The following is a 19,648-nucleotide window of genomic DNA, read 5'->3' as shown; positions in this document are numbered from 1 at the left end:
CAATTATAAAGGTGCTTCTGCTTAAATGTGGTTAATTATAATAACCGTCAAGAAGCACTATGATTTTTAAATTCTCATCTTCTAAAACACTTGTTGCAATCGCTGTTGCATCAAGTGTTATGTTAGCGGGTTGTACAGCAACCGCTACAACTTCTACTGACTCATCTATTCAAACAAATACCACCGTTGCTAGTGTTGTAAACACGCCCGCAGATTTGGGCGAATCAAAAATTACCCTTGAACAAGCGATGGCTCACCCTGATTGGATTGGACGCCAACCGCAAAGCGCATTTTGGAGTGCAGATTCAAGTACCATCATTTACGCGCGTAAGCAGCAAGGTAGTGAGCTAAGAGATTTATTCACTCAAGCTGTAAACTCACAAACAGCAGAGCAAGTGGCCCTAGAAAAATTACACCGTGTTGGTTCAAGTAAAGCTGTTTTTTCAAACGATAAATCACTTCAAGCTTATGTGTTTGAGGGTAATGTATTTATCAAAAACGTAAAATCAGGCGCAATTAAACAAATTACGCAAAGTTCTGCTACTGAGTCAAAACCACAATTTTTAAACGACGGTAACTTAGCGTATCGTCAGGGTAATATCTTTTTTAAAGTAGATTTAACTACAGGTTTAACTCGTGAAATTGCCAACTTAAAACTGGCTGATAAACCACAAGGCGTAAAAGAACCATCAACTTATATCGCCAAAGAGCAACATAAGCTGATTGATTACATTGCACTACAGCACAAAAATAAACAAGACAAGCATGCACGTAAAGAGCAAGTAAAAGCTAATAACAGCTCAATTGCTAATACCTATTATTATTTAGGCGATGGCAACACGGTTGATGAAGCCGAGCTTTCTCCAAACGGTGATGCATTAATTGTTGTAGTACAAGAAAAAAGTTCATGGCGTGGTGAAGGCGATATTATGCCTAATTACATTACTGATGATGCGACGATAGAGCCTAAAAAAGTTCGCCGTCGCGTAGCTGGTTCTAAAGAGCAAACCTCAGAGCTTGTTTATATTAACCTTGCAGATCAAAGCCAAACCACATTAGGGTTTAACACCTTACCTGGTTTTGATGAAGATGTACTTGCTGAGGTTAAAAAAGAAAACTTCGCCCGTGAAGGTAAAACCTATAAATCTAAAAAACAACCTCGTGGTATAAACGTTATTTCAGATTGGGGTTGGAATCAATCACCTATCAGCTGGAACGATGATGGTAGCCAAGTAGCGATTATGCTTGAAGCATGGGATAACAAAGATCGTTGGTTAGCTACTGTAGATTTTGAAAATAACAAACTTGTCTCTCAACATCGACTACATGACGACGCATGGATTGCGTATGCGTTTAACGACTTTGGTTGGTTAAATGATTCCAATACTCTGTATTATTTATCAGAAGAGTCGGGCTATAGTCAGCTTTATAAAAAGCCACTTGATGGTAAAGCCACTGCGCTTACCATGGGTAAATTTGAAGTATCTAATTTAACCCTTACTGATGACAATAGCGCTATTTACTATAAAGCGAATATTGAGCATCCAGGCCTTTACGAAATATACCGCGTTAATCTACAAACAGGTGATAGCGAGCAAGTAACAGACTTAAACGGCATGACGGATTACACCTTAAGCCCTGATCAGTCTAAGTTATTATTAAAACACTCTAAAATTACCATGCCGACTGAACTTTATGTGGCTGAGGCTAAAGCAAACACAACCGCAACTCGTTTAACTAACACGGTATCTGACGCGTTCTTAGCTAAAAAACTAACGGCGCCTAAAATTGTTGCTGTGCCTTCAAGCCATACAGATCAGCCAATATACGCCAAAGTTTATTACCCAGCGGATTACCAAGAAGGTGAAACAGGTAAAAACCGTAAAGCGGTTATTTTTAACCATGGTGCCGGCTACCTGCAAAATTCACACATGGGTTGGTCTGGTTACTTTCGCGAATTTATGTTCCATTCATTACTTGCCGATGAAGGTTATGTAGTGATGGATATGGATTACCGTGCTTCTAAAGGTTATGGCCGTGATTGGCGTACTGCTATTTACCGTCAAATGGGAACACCTGAAACACAAGATTTAGCAGATGGCGTAAAATGGATGGCTGAAAATGCCAACGTTGATACTCAAGCGGTTGGTACTTACGGTGGTTCATACGGCGGATTTATGACCTTTATGGCGTTATTTACCGCGCCAGATTTGTTTCAATCAGGTGCTGCGCTTCGCCCTGTGACTGATTGGGCACATTATAATACAGGCTATACTGCTAACATTTTGAATCACCCAGATGTTGACCCAATTGCTTATGAACGTAGTTCACCTATTTACTATGCAGAAGGGCTTAAAAAGCATTTATTAATTAATGCGCCAATGGTTGATGATAATGTGTTCTTTCAAGATTCAGTGCGTTTAGTACAGCGTTTAATCGAGCTTGAGAAAGAAAACTTTGAAACAGCAATCTTCCCAGTAGAGCCGCATGGTTTTGTGCAGCCTTCGAGCTGGTTAGATGAATACCGTCGAATTTATAAGCTGTTTAAAGAAACACTATAAATAGCGGTAAGTTAATAAAAAACGCCACAATGTGGCGTTTTCTTATTCTTTATTTTTGCTGATGAATTTAATAATTAAAGGAACGCCCAACAATGCGCCGCCAATCGCGCCAATTAAATGTGCATCAACAGCCACCGTTGAGTTGATCAATGCGCCTATATCAGCACTAGGGCCATTTATTTGTTCTGCAATTAATTTTACCCAAACACCAATAAACAACACATAACCCGATTTAAGTCCAACAGTGACATCTTTTATGGCTCCCCAAATGATCACGCCATGCAAAACTGCACTAAGCCCTGTGTAAATTGTAATTGTGGGGCAAAACCAAAAAACACCTAAGCCACACCAAATTGCCAATGTGGCAATATTAAAACTATATCTGCTTGGGGATGTGTACTCACCATGCAATAACCAAATAAGCGCGATACCGGCACAATTCAGCCCTAAGTGCGCCCAATTGGCATGTACAAATTGGCTGGTAAACAAACGCCACAGTTGGCCTTGTTCAATCAGTTGACGATTAAATTCAAGTTCGTTGTTTATACCCAGCCATGCTAAGGAAGTACTTAATACAATTAAACATAAGGGAGGGAAAACATAGCGCGGCTGAAGAGGTAAATTAAGCATTTAGCGATCATTTTTATATTTATTTTTGCATATTGTGCCTGTTTAACTTTAAGATGCCAATTATCTTCCATGCAATTTAAGTTTATTAAGTGATTATGAATTTTAAGCTCAACTGTTTATTCGCACTGACCCTAAGTGCCTTGTCTTTTCCTTTGTTTGCACAAAACGCTAGCACAATTGAAACACGTGAACCTGAAGCGGCCACAGGTGTTGTACATAAGAAATTAGTGGCTGGCGATAAGTACATGGTAGCCGCCGCTAACCCGTATGCTTCACAAGCTGGTAAAGCCATTTTAGCGCAAGGCGGCAGTGCGGTTGATGCCGCTATTGCCACCCAATTAGTACTTACATTAGTTGAGCCGCAATCATCAGGTATTGGCGGTGGTACCTTTATGATGTATTACAATAAAGCGAATAATAAACTCACCAGCTTTGATGGCCGTGAAACCGCGCCGAGTAATGCCGATGAAAACCTGTTTTTAAATAAACACGGCAACGCAGTAAAATGGATTGAAGCGGTTGTAGGTGGGCGCTCTGTAGGCGTACCCGGTATTTTACATGCATTTGCCAGCGCCCATAAACAGTACGGTTCCTTACCTTGGGCTAGCTTATTTAAACCTGCGATTAAACTTGCTGAACAAGGGTTTGAAGTATCGCCTCGGTTACATGGTTTACTTGTTAGACAATTAAACCCAGGCGTAATGAGTATGCCGTTGATTAATGAGTATTTTTTCCCTAATGGCAAAGTAATTGAAGTCGGCAGTATTAAAAAAAATCAGCCATTAGCTAATTTATATAAAGACATTGCTTCAAAAGGGATAGATGCGTTTTACAAAGGCGATAACGCCAAAGCTATGGTAAAAGCAGTACAGCAGTCAAAAATTGCGCCTGGTAAATTATCTGAGCAAGATCTTGCTAATTACAGCAGTAAAGAGCGTGCACCCGTTTGTATAAAATACCGAGTTTATAATGTTTGCTCTATGGCGCCGCCAAGTAGTGGCGGTATCTCAGTACTACAAATTTTAGGCTTGCTTGAACACAAAAACATGGCAAACATTAAAGCCAATAGCGCAGAGGCAATTCATTACTTTAGCCAAGCGTCACGTATTGCGTTTGCCGATCGTAATAAATACATTGGCGATCCTGACTTTACCCAAGTACCTACTCAAGAGTTATTAAATAAAGACTATATTGCCACCCGCGCAAAATTAATTACTGAAAAAGATCAAAAAGCATTGCCAGGCAACCCTGTTGATCACTTAAGCTATGCAAATGATGATTCTTTTGAATTGCCCTCTACCTCGCATGTATCAATTGTGGATAGCAAAGGCAATGCTGTTTCAATGACCAGCTCTATTGAAATGGCGTTTGGCTCAACAGTGATGGTTAATGGTTATATTTTAAATAATCAGCTGACTGATTTTTCACTTTCGCCACGTAAAAATGGCAAATTGGTGGCTAACAGGGTCGAAGCACATAAACGTCCGCGCAGCTCAATGTCTCCGGTAATGGTTTTTAACCAAGATGGCAGCTTACGTTTAGTAGTAGGTTCTCCTGGTGGGAGTCGTATTATTGATTATGTGGCGCAAGTTGTTATTGGCGTTTTAGATTGGGATTTAAATGCACAACAGGCCATTAATTTACCGCGTACAACTAATCGTAATGATTATACTAGCCTTGAAAAAGGCACTGAACTTGAAGCGCTTGTACCTAAGCTTAAAAAGCGCGGCCATGATGTGCGTGTCATTGACTTAAACTCAGGGCTGCATGCAGTAGAAGTTAAAAACAACCGCTTGTATGGCGCCGCCGATCCGCGCAGAGAAGGGATGGCGTTATCTGATTTAAGTAATAATAAAGCCTCATTTAAATTTTAAACCATGTATAATAAACAGCAGGTTTGCTGCCTGCTGTTTTAAATATAACAGATTAATAGTTAATAACTATTTGATTGAAAATAGCATGTTAACTAACGTAAAAAATTAGCAAATCTAAAAAATAGCCGTCAATATTGTTGCCATTAAAAAAGAAACCCTTTGTTTAATGTGCGTTTAATTTTTAAATCCACAATCGGCAGCTAACATATTCACCAAATATGAGTGGCTTTATACTAAAGTAGCGCTTGTATTTGTACATTTTCAATGGTCTGACAAGCTTAAATGTCATTGCAATTTAGCCTTTAACAATGATAATGGCAGATCATTATTTAAGATTCAGTAAAGCTTGGAAATATGACTACAAATACCGATCCTAATTATCTTTATATTCCTTATTCTGGCCCAGGCCTAATTGAAACCCCATTATTGAATAAAGGAAGTGCTTTTAGCCAAAAAGAACGTGAAAACTTTAATCTTGCAGGTTTACTTCCTCCTCGTTACGAAACAATAGAAGAACAAGTTGAGCGTTGTTACCAACAATACTCAAGCTTTAATGACAATTTAAATAAGCACATTTATTTACGCGCTATTCAAGACAATAACGAAACGCTTTACTATCGTTTAGTTCGTGATCATATTGAAGAAATGATGCCTATTATTTACACCCCAACTGTGGGTGATGCCTGTGAGAAATTTTCTGATATTTATCGTAGTGCACGTGGCCTGTTTATTTCCTATGATGATCGTTTCCAAATCGACGATATTTTACGTAATGCCACTAAAGGTAAAGTTAAAGTTATCGTGGTTACCGATGGCGAACGTATTTTAGGCTTGGGCGACCAAGGTATTGGCGGTATGGGTATCCCAATCGGTAAGCTTTCTTTGTACACCGCCTGTGGTGGTATTAGCCCAGCGTACACATTACCGGTTATGCTTGATGTAGGTACCAATAACGAAAAACTATTAAACGACCCAATGTACATGGGTGCTCGACATAAGCGTATTGCGCAAGATGAGTACGATGAGTTTTTAGATTTATTCATTAAAGCGGTTAAGCGTCGTTGGCCAAGCGTGTTACTGCAATTTGAAGACTTTGCACAACCAAATGCTATGCCATTATTAAAGCGTTACCGTAATGAAATTTGTAGCTTTAATGATGACATTCAAGGTACTGCATCGGTTACTGTGGGGTCTTTATTAGCAGCTTGTCGTGTTAAAGGCGCTAAACTATCGACTCAAAAAGTTGTGTTTGTAGGCGCAGGATCTGCAGGCTGTGGTATTGCTGAACAAATTGTTAGCACTATGGTGGCCGAAGGTATCAGTGAAGCACAAGCTCGCAGCCAAGTATTTATGGTTGACCGTTTTGGTTTATTAACTGATGGCATGGAAGGCTTACGCGACTTCCAACAAATGTTAGCGCAACCAACGAGCCGCCTAGCCGATTGGACTTACAGCGGCGAATACGCGTCATTATTAGATGTAATGCACTGTGCAGAACCAGATATTTTAATTGGTGTATCAGGTCAACCGGGCTTATTCACTGAGCAAGTTATTCGCGCTATGCACGCAAACTGTGAAGCACCTATTATTTTCCCGTTAAGTAATCCATCTAAACAAGTAGAAGCTTACCCAGAAGATGTTATTAAATGGACTGATGGTAAAGCGATTGTAGCTACAGGTAGCCCATTTGAGCCTGTTGTTTATAACGGCGTTACTTACCCAATTCCTCAATGTAATAACAGCTACATTTTCCCAGGTATTGGCTTAGGTGTAATTGCTGCTAAAGCAACGCGTATTACCGATGCGATGCTAATAATGTCGAGTGAAATGTTGGCAGAGTCATCACCATTAGCTAATACGGGCAAAGGTAGCTTATTACCTGCGCTAACAGAAATTGAAACACTAAGTAAACGTATTGCATTTGCAGTCGCTAAAAAAGCAATTGAAGAGGGCGTTGCTCTTGAAATTTCAGATGATGCTCTGTGGGCAGCCATCGACAGAAACTACTGGTTACCGAAGTATCGTAACTACAAGCGTTGCAGCATTTAATGCTTCATTACTAAAAAACAGGCTTTTGCCTGTTTTTTTATGCTTGTTCATCTGCAATTAACCACATAAGGTGTTAACTAAGGCAATCAATTTAAAAGGATAGACCTATGAAAACACTTTCGATTTTAACGGCTGCTTTGCTAAGTACGTCAGCCTATGCAACTAATGCCCCTGAAGAGCCTCATATCTATGTAAAAGGTGAAGCATCGGTAACGACTATGCCAGATCATGTTTTATTAACAGTGGGTATTACGGAAATAGATAAAAACTTAATTGCCGCAAAAAAACAAACTGATACTACGATGGCCAGTGCAATTAGTTTAGTAAAAAAACTAGGCGTAGCTGATGCAGATATTAATGCTGGTCAAATCTCAATCTATCGTGATAATCAATATAACCGCGAAACAGGTAAGCAAGAGTTTACCGGGTTTAAAGTATCCAGAACGCTTACAATTAAACTCTCTGCGATTAATAAATACCCTGAGCTTTTACAAAGTTTAGTTAATAACGGTATTAATGAAATTAGACAGACGCAGTTTTTAGCGAGCAACTATGATGAGCTGCACAAAAAAGCACAAAAATTAGCTATTAAACAAGCTAAAGCAGCGGCAAAAGAGTTAACTGATGATTTTGATGTTGAATTGAAAGGCTTATATAGTGCGTCTTTAAGTCCGCTTGATATGCCATCAGTACCTTACATGCGCAGTGAAAAAGTAATGATGGCTGATGGTGCACCGAGTAACTATGTACCCGATGCATATCATGCTGGTGAAATTACAATAAGCGCATCAAGTTACGCAATTTATTATATTGATTAAGCTCTTATAGGTGGGTGGCGCTCAAATCGTGCCACCAACTGCTTTCCTTGTGACTCACTAATACGCACAATGGCATACAGCATATTACTAATCTCTTGACGATCGTATTCGTTAACTATGTGCTGATTAATATCATCAACAATGGCATTTAAATAATTAAACACACTGTTTCGTGCATCCACATTCTCATTAGCAATAAATAAAATATTTTTAAATGCTTCAATAACGTTAGTCATTACATAGGCATCGGCTTTTGCATAATTGCGTAAAGGGGTGAAGTTATCATGAAGTAGTTCATCAAAACTGGTTTCATGAAAGTACAACAATGGTTGCTCATCTTTTTCATAGCATGAGTAATTTATTGCATTAATCTTTAGTCGTTCTATTAATAATATACTCAACATATCAATAGATTTAACGGCTGTACCCGGATCGTTTATTCCTGGGCTCATAGCTTTTACCGCAATTTCTGATATTTGTGTTAACCCATAGCGGTAATGGTCGCTAATGTATTCTTCTATATAAAAAATAAAGCAGTCTAAAATTTTCTCAATCAACTCTTCGTTCTCAGATATGTCCTTATTACACTTTAAAAACGGGTAACCTTTAACTGTAAAATAACCTTGCTTAACCGTAATAAACAGCTCAATATTTTCATCTGCTAGTAGGGCACATAATTTATTAGAATGAACCCCTTTGTAGTAACCCTCGGTTGTACTGTTTATTGAATGCCAGTTTGAAAACTCGGGAAAGTTATCAACGGGGTTTTCGTCTTGCATGTTGATAATGTCTTGAATTTCTTTTTTTGTTTGCCTAAACAAGCCATTTAATACGTTATCTACTTGTATTGCTTTTGAAATAGAATGAATAAAAAATACAAATAACCCTAAAGATATTAACCCAAAAACAAGCGCAAACAACACGCCAAGAGCAGGAATAGCGGTATTACCATTATCGAGTTTGTTGATATTTATCAGCATTATTATTGAATAAATAATACTACCCAAATAAAAACCTAAAACCATTTGGTGTGATTTACGGGTAATGAGCCCAGGAACAACTCGAGGTGATAAGCTAGCACTGGCTGAATTTAATACCACCATCACCATAGAAAAGCTAAATACGGTTAACGAAATAATGCTGCCAGCGAGGGTGCTTAAAATGGTACGTGCGTTTTCTGCGCTATCAACTAATATAAATGAAATTAGTGATTTAAGTTTCTCAATAGGGGCTAAGTACTCGACTGACATCGTCAGCACAGCAAAAAATAAAAAAGCAACAGATAATAAAGAGGGATAAAACCCAATACTGTTAATTATTTCGCGGTAGCTATTGGTTATTTTTGTTCTTAAATACATATTATCCTTACTTATTACGATACCAATCTATAAATCACTCTAGCATATTTGATACTAAAGTAAGTGATTTTACAGCTTAAGTTATGTGTTATTATTGCTTAAAAATTTAATGGAAAAATACTGTGATTATATCGAGTTATGCGGCTTTACTGGCACTATATTATATTTACCTGAGTATTAATGTTGTAAAAATACGCAAGGCTGAAGGCATTTCACTTGGTAATGGGAGTCATCCTGAGCTTGAACGTGCAACTCGAGCTCATGGGAATTTCATTGAGTATGTACCAATTAGCCTAATTTTACTGTTCTTATTAGAGTATCAAGGCTTAGCAAGTCATTATATGCATGCACTCGGCGGTTTGCTATTTATAAGCCGTGCACTTCATGGCTCAGCTATTAGAACTAACAATTTGAAAGCACGTGTATTAAGTATGATGATGACATTTGCTATTCTTTTTGTAAGTTCCTTAATTTTATTGTTAAGTCGATAAATAAAGATGCGATTCGCTATTGTTTTTATAAGCTTATGTTTTGCCACTTCGTTGGTGTCATTTGTATGGGCAATAGAAAATGACAATAGCAATCAAAGTATTGATGGTTTAAATTATGTTTATCCAAAAACGATGCGGGTTGGTGAAGATGAAATTCTTTATCCGTTAGTTTTATTGAGAACGGCCTTACAATACAGCGGCGCAAAATATACATTAAAAGCATCGAGTATTTCTATGCCTCAAAGCCGCTCATTAAAACAAATTATACATAATGATGAAGTCAACGTTGCATGGACCATGACTTCACAGCAGCGAGAAAAAGAGCTATTGCCCGTAAGAGTGCCTATTTTTAAAGGTTTATACGGGTGGCGTTTACTTGTCACTACACAGAATAAACAAAAAAAATTATCAAGCTTAAAAAAAATTGATGACTTTAAAGGTATCCACTTTATTCAAGGTCACGACTGGCCAGATACTCAAGTTTTATTAGATAGTGGATTAACGGTATCAACATCAATTGAATACAGCTCATTATTTAATATGTTAATAAAAGGCAGAGGAGATGTATTTCCTCGATCGTTGCTTGAGGTTGAAACGGAGCTAAATACCTTTAAAGGTGATGCAAAACTTACAACTCTTCCTCAGTTAATACTGCTATACCCAAGTGCAATTTACTTCTTTTTTAGTAAAGATACGCCCGAGTTGGCCTATGCAGTTGAAAATGGCTTAGCGGTCATGCGTAAAAATGGCGAGTTTGACCGCTTATTTAATGCGTATCATCGCAGTGCCATTGAGCACGCAGATATCAAAAACAAGATTATTATTAGATTAGAAAACAAAAACTTACCCTTATTAACACCACTTGATAATACTTCACTTTGGTTTTCAGAAAAAGACATGTAAAACCCCATGGAACAAAAAATATTTATTATTGGCTTACCGCGAACCGGTACCACCAGTGTATGTAATGCATTTTTACATTTTGGTATACCAACTGCTCATACTGCATACACTACCGCCTGTTTTGATAATGCGGTCGCAATTGCAGACACCCCCATATTTAACGATTTTAAAGTATTAGATAAATACTATCCTGGCGCAAAATTTATATATTTAGAGCGAGAGCTTACTGCATGGATACCATCAATAAGACAGCTTTTACAGCGAATGCACACTAATTTAACCCGTGCAGATGGTGGCTTTAACATTCATTTAAAGCGCTGTTATTTAAATACATTTAAAGACTTTTCACTAGAGAATATAAATAACGACCAGTATTTAACTGATTGTTATAACGTACACATTAATAATGCTAAGGCTTATTTTAGTAATCGAGAACAAGATTTTTTAGCGATAGATATAGCTAAACCTAACAGTTTTAGTCAGCTTTGTGATTTTTTAAGTATTACCTCTGAGTTAAATGGCTTTGAAAAAATGAATATGGGGGGTAAGGTCACCGCGTGGAATGATATAAAACATCCATTAAAAATTGAATCGACAGCGAAAGGGCGGATAGATAAATTTTTACCTTATGAGAGACAAATTTAAACCGCGAGCAAAGATTTTTATTTTTAAATACGCTAAAATCCACGCATTATTTTATAAGTTGTATCCATATGTTTGAATTAAAATACCACACGCCATTTGAATGGACCGAAGTTGTTTTAGCCGACTTTGAAACTTTTTTACAAGACCACGCTGCTGCTGAAAAAAAAGCATCGGGCATGGCTATGTCTATGCTTTCACATTACCCTGATAAGCGTAAATTAGTTAAAGCAATGACTGACTTAGCCTTAGAAGAGTTAATTCATTTCAAGCAAGTGCTGAAATTACTCATTGAGCGTGATACTAATTTAGGTGATGATAAAAAAGACCCTTACATTAAACAAATTCGCGCACACTTTAGGCATGGACGCGATGGATTTTTAATGGATAGGCTCCTCGTTGGCGGTGTAATTGAGGCGAGGGGACACGAACGTTTTTCTTTAGTTGCCGAAGCCTTACCAGAAGGAAAAGAAAAAGATTTTTATGTTGCGATAGCCAAGTCTGAAGAAAAACATAAAAACCTATTTGTTGAACTTGCTTACGAATACTTTGATAAACAAGAAGTTGATGATCGTTTAGAAGAGTTATTAATAATAGAAGCTGAAATTTGTAAAAATATACCATTTACTGCTGCTCTACATTAATACCTAACCACGGCATGTTGACATCAAGTTAGCATGCCAATATAAGTACTTCCCTCTATTGTTATGAAAAATATTGTTTAATAACGCATAACTAGATCAACTTAACTGCACTTAGTTAACACTGCCTAACAATAAACAGCTATTATCATTTTAATGTATAGCTTGCTTTAAGGACGTGAACCGATGCAACCAATTAATCATATTGCCGTGCTTACCTCTGGAGGTGATGCTCCAGGGATGAACACCGCTTTATTTGCCATCGTAAAAACCGCTCAACAACAAGGCATAAAAGTGTCAGGAGTTCGAAAAGGATATGAGGGTTTAATTGATAATGATTTAGTGACACTTGATTGCAAAAACCTGCAACAAAGTATGCACTTGGGCGGTACCGTTTTAAAAACCGCACGTAGTGAAAGGTTTAGAACTAAGACAGGCAGACAGCAAGCTTTAGCTACAATTGAACATAATAATATTGATGCATTAATTGTCATAGGTGGCGATGGCTCTTTTAGAGGCTGTTTATGGTTATCACACATAACCAATATCCCTTATATTGGCATTCCCGGCACCATAGATAACGATATTGCAGGCACAGACTACACCTTAGGATTTGATACGGCAGTAAACACATCAATGCAATGTATTGATAATATTAGAGATACAGCAGAATCTCATAATAGGGTGTTTGTTATTGAAGTTATGGGGCGTGATTCCGGATATATTGGCACTTATGCCGGTTTAACCTCTGGTGCCGATTCAGTATTGATCCCTGAAAATGACAAAGATATCGATGATTTATTGCTAAAGATTAGCGATTATCATAGCGAACACGCATTTATCGTGGTGGTGTCTGAGGGCGATGAAAATGGTGTTGAATACGTATGTGAAAAAATAACTGCCGTAAATCCAAGCATTGATTTACGTGTAACTAAGCTAGGGCACTTACAGCGCGGCGGAAACCCATCGGCTGCGGATCGTATGTTGGCCATTAGACTGGGTGTACAATGTGTTAAGGCTTTATGTGCTGGAGAAAGCGCTAAAATGGTGGGTATTTTAAATAACACAGTTTCAAATACTCCTATGCAAGATGTTGTAAAACAACATGTTATAAATGAAGAGCTGCAAGGGCTGTTATCTGTATTTTGCCGCTAACGACTAATTAAATAGGAATAATGAACAATGCGAGATAATAAAAATTATAAAATGATAATTATTAAAGGTATTACAATAAGTTTTTTATTAGCCGGTTCAACAGTCGTACTAGCCAAAGATGATTGTGCAGATTTAACGGGATGTGCGAAAAAAGCCTGTGAAGTTAACCTCGAGTTATTAGCTTCAAAACGCCAAGGTAATTCACACAAAGTTGCAGGTCTTAGTAAAGCACTTAATAACATAAACGCATATTGTACCAATGATGGATTAAAAGCAGAGTTACAACAAAAAATAGATGATACAAATTCAGAAATTTAAGAATATAAAATCGATCTTAAAAAAGCTAAGCGCCAAGGTAAGCATGACAAAGTTGAAAAGTATCAGCAAAAGCTAAACGACGAAACTAAACAGCTTAAGCAATTAATTGATGAGCTAAATAGTTTGGTTGATTAAAATGTCGTTACAGAGTTTTTATATTTTATAAAGTAGAGCATTTTATTGAATATAAATATTATGCGATAAAAGGGCTAAAATACGTGTTTATAAGTGACGTAATTGCCGATAGTTAGTTTGATAAAGTACATTCTTACCTTATTTAACATAATATAAATTATAGGTAGTAGTATTTAAGTGCATGTGTGGCGCTCTATTTTAATAACTTCAAGCTCACTAAGTCCAATACTAGACGGTATCGGACATTAAGTGTATTTAAACGACTATTACGGTAATTCATAGTTATCACCTTGAGGTTCCTTAATGCTTAGCTTAATATTAAACCACAAGCCGTAAATAATATTGAAGTATTCATATGGAATTTGTACGCCCACTCGAACCAATTTTAATTATTGATGATGTTAAACAAATCCGTGCTGACTTAAGCCAAGTGTTAGCTGGCTTAGGTTTTGATGACATTATTGAGTGTGATAATTTTAATTGTGCTAAACCCTTACTTAGCGAAAAATCACCCAACGTTATATTTTTAGATGTTGATTTACCTGATTCTGAAAGCATCGAAATTTTAGAGTCGATCAATAACGAGCACCCACATGCTCATGTGGTTATGTGCTCAGGCCATAATAGTTTTGAGACCGTACAAAATACTTGGGAACTTGGCGCAAAAGAATTTATAGCCAAGCCTTTCAACGCGCAAAAAGTTGATGCCGTAATGAAACGTTTAGAACTGATAGATTAAAGGACATTATGCAGCACCTAGTTACCACTATTATTGATGACCTATCTACCGTTATATTTGGCAAGCAACAACAAATAAAATTAGCATTAACCTGTTTGTTTAGTGAAGGTCATTTACTAATTGAAGACTTACCAGGTATGGGTAAAACCACTTTATCGCATGCATTAGCTGCTGTTTTGGGTTTGTCGTATCAGCGTATTCAATTTACTAGCGATTTATTACCCGCTGATATTATTGGTACCAATATTTTTAATAATAAAGAACACAGTTTTTCATTTCATAAAGGCCCAATTTTTAGCCAAGTAGTACTTGCTGATGAAATAAATCGTGCGGGTCCTAAAACCCAAAGTGCGTTATTAGAAGCCATGGAAGAACAACAAGTGACCGTAGATGGAGAAAAGTACCCGCTCCCTACTCCGTTTTTTGTTATTGCTACTCAAAACCCTTTATATCAATCAGGGACTTATCCGCTGCCAGAATCGCAATTAGATCGTTTTTTAATGCGTATAAGCTTAGGCTTTCCACCTAAAAACGCTGAAAAAAGATTACTATTAAACAATAAAAAGCGCGATTACTCCCAATTACCACAGCGAATTAACCAGCAACAACTTAAACAAATACAAGAATCTATAGCTAATATTACGCTAAGCGCTGCGGTTATTGATTATATAATTGAATTAGTGACTTACACACGTGAGGCTCAATCGTTAGCTGCTTCGCTTTCACCAAGAGCCAGTATGGCGCTGGCAAAATCTGCAAGGGCATGGGCCTATATTGAAGGTCGAGACTTTGTTCTACCTGAAGATGTACAAGCGGTTTTTTCTAGTGTGTGCCAGCATCGATTAGGTTTGCATAGTGAGTCTGGCAACAACCAAATTGCAGACATTTTAAAGCATGTTTTAGTGCCCGTTTAGATCAATGGGTATTTTAAAATTAAAACGCCCTACTTTTATTCATGCTATAAAAAGTACAATTTTAACGACTTTATTAAAAAATAAGCACAAAAAAAATAGCATCACTTTAACGCATAATACTATTTATGTTTTGCCTTCCACACTGGGTGTATATTTTACGATTGTTGCACTATTAAATTTTGTAATGGGAATTAATTATCAAAATAATTTAATACTGTTTATGGCGTATTTAATGTTTGTGATTATTATTTTTGCCTTGTTGTTAGGTTATAGCAACGCAAAAGGCTTAACTGTCAGCTTTAAGAATACTATTGAGAGTTATGCGCCACAGCCACCTCAATTAGTGTGGCAAATAAAATCAAACGACACATGTCAGTCAATCACCTTAAGTTATCCCAATAATTTAGAACAAGACTGCTATATAGAGAGTGTTAAAGCCGATACCATACAATGCCAGTTACCATTGCCTTATTTAAAGCGCGGACGCTATTTACTAAAGCCAATAAAAATTGCCAGTAATTATCCATTTGGTTTGGTGAGTGTATGGAGCTATATTCAACCAGATCATACCGTTTATGTTTACCCTTCAATTATTAAAACCCCAAATTACAAACAGTTAAGCCAAATAACTGCTAATGATGATGGTAATGAAAAGCACCAAGGCGATGATGAGTTTGAAAGTTTAATTACCCACTTGCCAGAAATGGGGTTGCAGCGAATTTCGTGGAAACACTACGCAAAAACTCAACAATTACTCGTAAAACAATTTAGTGATTTTAAATCTGCCGATACACAATTTGACTTTAACTTAATGACTGGCGATACCGAGCAACGCTTAGGGCAATTGTGTTACCTAGTATGCCAAGCGTTTGAAAGCGACATTAATTACTCGTTGAATTTGCCCAATAAGGTCATAGAAAATGGCTCCGGAAAGCTTCATCAGCAACGGTGTTTACAAGCCTTAAGTAGTGTAGGCACTGACTATGAATAAGATTAAAAATCAACGCGTTATAAATTTTTCTTTGTCATTTATTTACTTAGGGTTAGTGAGCTTTTTTATAGAGCACTTGCCCCTGCCCTTTATTATTATGCTTAGCATATTATGTGGCTGGAATATTTATTTAACCCTTAAATACAAACAAAAGCCCAATGCGTGGCTGGCCAACGGACTCGCCGCAATAGCATTAATTATTATGCTCAGCAGTATTGGCTTTAAAGATACCGTGGTGCTGTTTGTTGCCATGCTTTTGCTGTCATGCGTTTTTAAATTACTACAGGCAAAAACAAAGCAGCATTATCAATTGATCATCACCCTCACATTCTTCTCACTTTCAGCAGTGTATTTGTTTAGCCAAACTATTTTTATCACTTTAATTATTAGTACACTGTATATTTTAAATTTTGCTGTACTTGGGTTACTTGAATCTAGTCATAGTTTAAAACTGTCATCAAAACAAAGTGCTAAAATAATATTTCTGGCTTTTCCTTTGGCAGTTGTACTCTTAATATTTTTACCAAAACTTCCTGCATTTTGGCAATTACCTGGCCCTAAAATGGCACAAACAGGCCTATCGGAACAAGTAGACCCATTTGATATTGCAAAGTTATCAAACTCCGATGAATTGGTTTTTAGAGCGAAGTTTGATAATAATTCAACCACGCCTCCTTATTACTGGCGCGCTATTGTACATGATGAATTTGACGGTAAAGCTTGGAAAACATCTTCATTTTTAAAGCAAGCAATGATGTTACCAAGCCAAAATAGCAGCAATGGAAACACCACTCAATACTCAATAATTGCTGAGCCAGCAATGGCTGATTGGTTATATGGGCTTGGCTATGCCAGTAGTAACAATGAAAATGTAGTTTCCAACTCAGTCGGCTTGCTGCGTAAAAAACAATATAAATCCAAAGTGTTAAAATATTCTGTTAGTACTAAACCATTATCGACTAAGAAGCTTAATAGCGTAGAGCAGCGTTTTTATAAAACGCTTACTGTGAGTAATAACCAAAAAAGTTATCAACTGGCGCAACAGTTAAAAAACAGAAGTGCTAACGCTGATGAGCTTTTTAATAAACTGCTAGATTATTTTTCGCAAAATAGTTTCAGTTACACTCTTACGCCAACACCTATGCGCGGTGATGATACGCTTGATCAATTTATGTTTAATAATAAACGTGGCTTTTGTGGTCATTATGCCAGTGCAGCTGCCTTTATTTTTAGAAGTGCTGGCGTTCCAGCGCGGGTAGTAAGCGGATATTTAGGCGGAGAGCATAATCAAAACAATGACTATATTACCGTTCGTCAATACGATGCCCATGCTTGGGTTGAGGTATATACTAATGCAGGCTGGAGAATATTTGATGCAACAGCGGTTGTTGCGCCCGAACGATTAAATGGTTCTTTATCACAGAGTGCTGCATTAAATGATGAATTTAAAAATAATATTAATTTTGGTTTAGTTAGCTTAAGTAATTATGCTGCCATAAACTGGCTTCGCCTAGAATTAGAAAACCTCGATTATCAATGGTCTAGTTGGGTGCTGGGATTTGATAAAAATAAACAACAAGATTTATTAGCGTCCCTATTTGGTAACACTTATGTTTGGTTAGTACCGCTTGGAGTTATTATTGTTTTAATTTTAAGTTTTAGTGCTTATTTTATTTATATAAACCGCCCCAAGGCAACAACAAAACAACCTCCGCTGGTAAAAGAGTATTATCAAATACTCAGTTGGGCTAATAAGCACACTATAAACTACCCTGAAAATGCTACGCCTATTCAAACATTACAACACATTAGTCAACAAGCCCCCTATGCAGAGCAACAAATAACCGCCTTTTGTCACTTATTTGAGCAAGTGCGCTATGCGAGACAACCATTTACCAAAGAACGTAAAAATCAGGCTAAAGATCTGATAAAATTAATTAAATCTATAAAACAGAGAAATCTATGAACGCAGTTATTATAGGCGTTATTTTAATGCTTGGACTCACTTTGGTCCGCGTAAATGTGATTGTTGCAATGACAATAAGTGCGCTTGTTGCCGGATTAACCGCAGGCATGGGCTTAAAAGAAAGTATTGATGCTTTTAATTCTGGCTTATCATCAGGCGCCGAAATTGCTTTAAGCTATGCGATGCTAGGTGCATTTGCCGTCGCTATCTCTAAGTCAGGCTTAACGCGTATTTTGGCCGCTAAGTTACTCGCTAAAGTAAATGCTCAAACAGGCTCTAGTGAAACCATATTAAGCTACTTTATTCTGTTTATTATTTTGATTTGTGCTATCTCTTCTCAAAACTTGGTGCCGGTGCATATCGCTTTTATTCCCATTTTGATCCCGCCGCTGCTTGTTGTGTTTAATAAACTGCGATTAGATAGACGTGCCATTGCTTGTATTTTAACCTTTGGTTTAGCCACCTCGTATATGGTGCTCCCGTATGGTTTTGGGGGTATTTATTTATACTCAATATTACATAAAAATCTAGTTGATAATGGCCTTGAGATTGTTAATACCAGTGTCCCTTTAGCAATGATAATTCCAGCTATTGGTATGTTTGTCGGCTTGTTGATTGCCCTATTTATTAGTTATCGAAAACGCCGCGAATACACAAGCACAGCATTAACAGTTCAAAGCCAACAAGCTGATGTTGAAAACCCAAAAAAGGTAATGCTGGTTGGTTTATTTGCCGTGCTTGCTTCTCTGATCGCTCAAAATGCCAGTGGCTCAATGATATTAGGTGGCCTAGTCGGGGTGGTTATATTTAGTGTATTTGGTGTGGTTAAGTGGGAAGAAAACGGCGACGTATTTAGTAAGGGTGTTGCCATGATGGCAATGATTGGTTTTATTATGATTTCAGCGCAAGGTTTTGCTGCGGTAATGAAAGAAACCGGACACGTTGCTAGCCTAGTCCATAGCAGCGCCGCCATTTTTGACGGTAATAAACCCATAGCTGCCGCAGTAATTTTATTGGTCGGCTTATTTATAACTATGGGCATTGGTAGTTCATTTTCAACTGTGCCTATAATTGCCACCTTATTTGTGCCTTTATGTTTAGAGCTAAACTTTTCTGTAATGGCAACCGCTGCGCTTGTTGGTACGGCAGGCGCATTAGGTGATGCAGGCTCCCCTGCCTCTGACTCTACGCTAGGGCCAACATCAGGACTTAATGCTGACGGACAACACGACCACATTTGGGATTCGGTTGTGCCAACCTTTATTCACTTTAATATTCCGTTATTGGTGTTTGGCTGGATAGCCGCTATGGTTTTATAGTTATTTAAAGGCGTGCATTGCACGCCTTTTTATTAGTCTCATTTATTACTTTAATACGCCCTCCTTATTGAAAAACTAATACTTATTATATTCAATTGCTAAGTTGGCCATTAGATGAATATAGTATGATGTGTTCTTTACGGT

The 19,648-nt window shown here is 37.4% G+C and carries 17 protein-coding genes; 15 read left to right on the top strand and 2 right to left on the bottom strand.

Annotated features, from left to right (window positions below):
- Positions 1-59: 59 nt before the first annotated feature.
- Positions 60-2,561, top strand: a complete 2,502-nt coding sequence (locus CWB75_RS01055) for a S9 family peptidase (RefSeq protein ID WP_138569653.1) — start codon at positions 60-62, stop codon at positions 2,559-2,561.
- A gap of 42 nt (positions 2,562-2,603) precedes the next feature.
- Here the strand turns inward: CWB75_RS01055 and rrtA are convergent, their stop codons facing one another.
- Entirely contained in the window at positions 2,604-3,191 is a 588-nt protein-coding gene (gene rrtA / locus CWB75_RS01050; protein ID WP_138569652.1) for a rhombosortase, read from the bottom strand.
- Between the two features lie 95 nt (positions 3,192-3,286).
- On the opposite strand from rrtA, the gene ggt reads away from it, so the two are divergent.
- The 3 genes from ggt to CWB75_RS01035 all read left to right on the top strand — a co-directional run bounded on the left by ggt (position 3,287) and on the right by CWB75_RS01035 (position 7,932).
- Positions 3,287-5,065, top strand: a complete 1,779-nt coding sequence (gene ggt, locus CWB75_RS01045) for a gamma-glutamyltransferase (protein ID WP_138569651.1) — start codon at positions 3,287-3,289, stop codon at positions 5,063-5,065.
- Between the two features lie 354 nt (positions 5,066-5,419).
- The gene (locus CWB75_RS01040) at positions 5,420-7,114 is read left to right on the top strand and encodes an NAD-dependent malic enzyme (RefSeq protein WP_138569650.1); all 1,695 of its coding nucleotides are present in this window, start codon (positions 5,420-5,422) and stop codon (positions 7,112-7,114) included.
- A gap of 107 nt (positions 7,115-7,221) precedes the next feature.
- Entirely contained in the window at positions 7,222-7,932 is a 711-nt protein-coding gene (locus tag CWB75_RS01035; protein ID WP_010389996.1) for an SIMPL domain-containing protein, read from the top strand.
- Here CWB75_RS01035 and CWB75_RS01030 read toward each other — a convergent pair.
- Complete coding sequence (locus CWB75_RS01030) at positions 7,929-9,290, bottom strand: DUF2254 domain-containing protein (protein WP_138569649.1); 1,362 nt, start codon at positions 9,288-9,290, stop codon at positions 7,929-7,931. The two genes, CWB75_RS01035 and CWB75_RS01030, sit on opposite strands and share 4 nt — an antisense overlap.
- Positions 9,291-9,412: 122 nt before the next feature.
- Between CWB75_RS01030 and CWB75_RS01025 the strand changes: the two genes are divergently transcribed.
- The 11 genes from CWB75_RS01025 to CWB75_RS00975 all read left to right on the top strand — a co-directional run bounded on the left by CWB75_RS01025 (position 9,413) and on the right by CWB75_RS00975 (position 19,504).
- Positions 9,413-9,781 (top strand): MAPEG family protein, encoded by a 369-nt coding sequence (locus CWB75_RS01025; RefSeq protein WP_054200934.1) that lies wholly within the window; start codon positions 9,413-9,415, stop codon positions 9,779-9,781.
- Between the two features lie 6 nt (positions 9,782-9,787).
- Positions 9,788-10,684, top strand: coding sequence for a transporter substrate-binding domain-containing protein (locus CWB75_RS01020; RefSeq protein WP_138569648.1), 897 nt, complete (start codon positions 9,788-9,790; stop codon positions 10,682-10,684).
- Between the two features lie 6 nt (positions 10,685-10,690).
- Positions 10,691-11,329, top strand: a complete 639-nt coding sequence (locus CWB75_RS01015; protein ID WP_138569647.1) for a sulfotransferase — start codon at positions 10,691-10,693, stop codon at positions 11,327-11,329.
- A gap of 68 nt (positions 11,330-11,397) precedes the next feature.
- Positions 11,398-11,970, top strand: a complete 573-nt coding sequence (locus CWB75_RS01010) for a MiaE family protein (RefSeq protein WP_008114635.1) — start codon at positions 11,398-11,400, stop codon at positions 11,968-11,970.
- Between the two features lie 183 nt (positions 11,971-12,153).
- Positions 12,154-13,122 carry an ATP-dependent 6-phosphofructokinase gene (locus tag CWB75_RS01005; RefSeq protein ID WP_138569646.1) on the top strand — a complete coding sequence of 323 codons (969 nt, stop codon included), beginning with the start codon at positions 12,154-12,156 and terminating at the stop codon, positions 13,120-13,122.
- Between the two features lie 27 nt (positions 13,123-13,149).
- Positions 13,150-13,440 (top strand): DUF1090 domain-containing protein, encoded by a 291-nt coding sequence (locus CWB75_RS01000; protein WP_249362290.1) that lies wholly within the window; start codon positions 13,150-13,152, stop codon positions 13,438-13,440.
- A 490-nt stretch (positions 13,441-13,930) separates the two neighbouring features.
- Positions 13,931-14,314: a response regulator gene (locus CWB75_RS00995; RefSeq protein WP_075169237.1), complete on the top strand. Its 384-nt coding sequence runs from the start codon at positions 13,931-13,933 to the stop codon at positions 14,312-14,314.
- An 8-nt stretch (positions 14,315-14,322) separates the two neighbouring features.
- A complete protein-coding gene (locus tag CWB75_RS00990) occupies positions 14,323-15,228 on the top strand; it encodes an AAA family ATPase (RefSeq protein WP_138569645.1) in 906 nt (301 codons plus the stop codon).
- A gap of 4 nt (positions 15,229-15,232) precedes the next feature.
- Positions 15,233-16,219 (top strand): DUF58 domain-containing protein, encoded by a 987-nt coding sequence (locus CWB75_RS00985; protein WP_171039089.1) that lies wholly within the window; start codon positions 15,233-15,235, stop codon positions 16,217-16,219.
- Positions 16,212-18,185 (top strand): transglutaminase TgpA family protein, encoded by a 1,974-nt coding sequence (locus CWB75_RS00980; protein WP_138569643.1) that lies wholly within the window; start codon positions 16,212-16,214, stop codon positions 18,183-18,185. The genes CWB75_RS00985 and CWB75_RS00980 overlap by 8 nt, the downstream gene beginning before the upstream one ends.
- Positions 18,182-19,504: a Na+/H+ antiporter family protein gene (locus CWB75_RS00975; protein ID WP_010389979.1), complete on the top strand. Its 1,323-nt coding sequence runs from the start codon at positions 18,182-18,184 to the stop codon at positions 19,502-19,504. The genes CWB75_RS00980 and CWB75_RS00975 overlap by 4 nt, the downstream gene beginning before the upstream one ends.
- Positions 19,505-19,648: the final 144 nt, after the last annotated feature.

Source organism: Pseudoalteromonas sp. S1608, assembly GCF_005887265.1.
GTDB lineage: Bacteria > Pseudomonadota > Gammaproteobacteria > Enterobacterales > Alteromonadaceae > Pseudoalteromonas > Pseudoalteromonas undina.
This window is presented reverse-complemented; position numbering and strand designations above follow the sequence as displayed.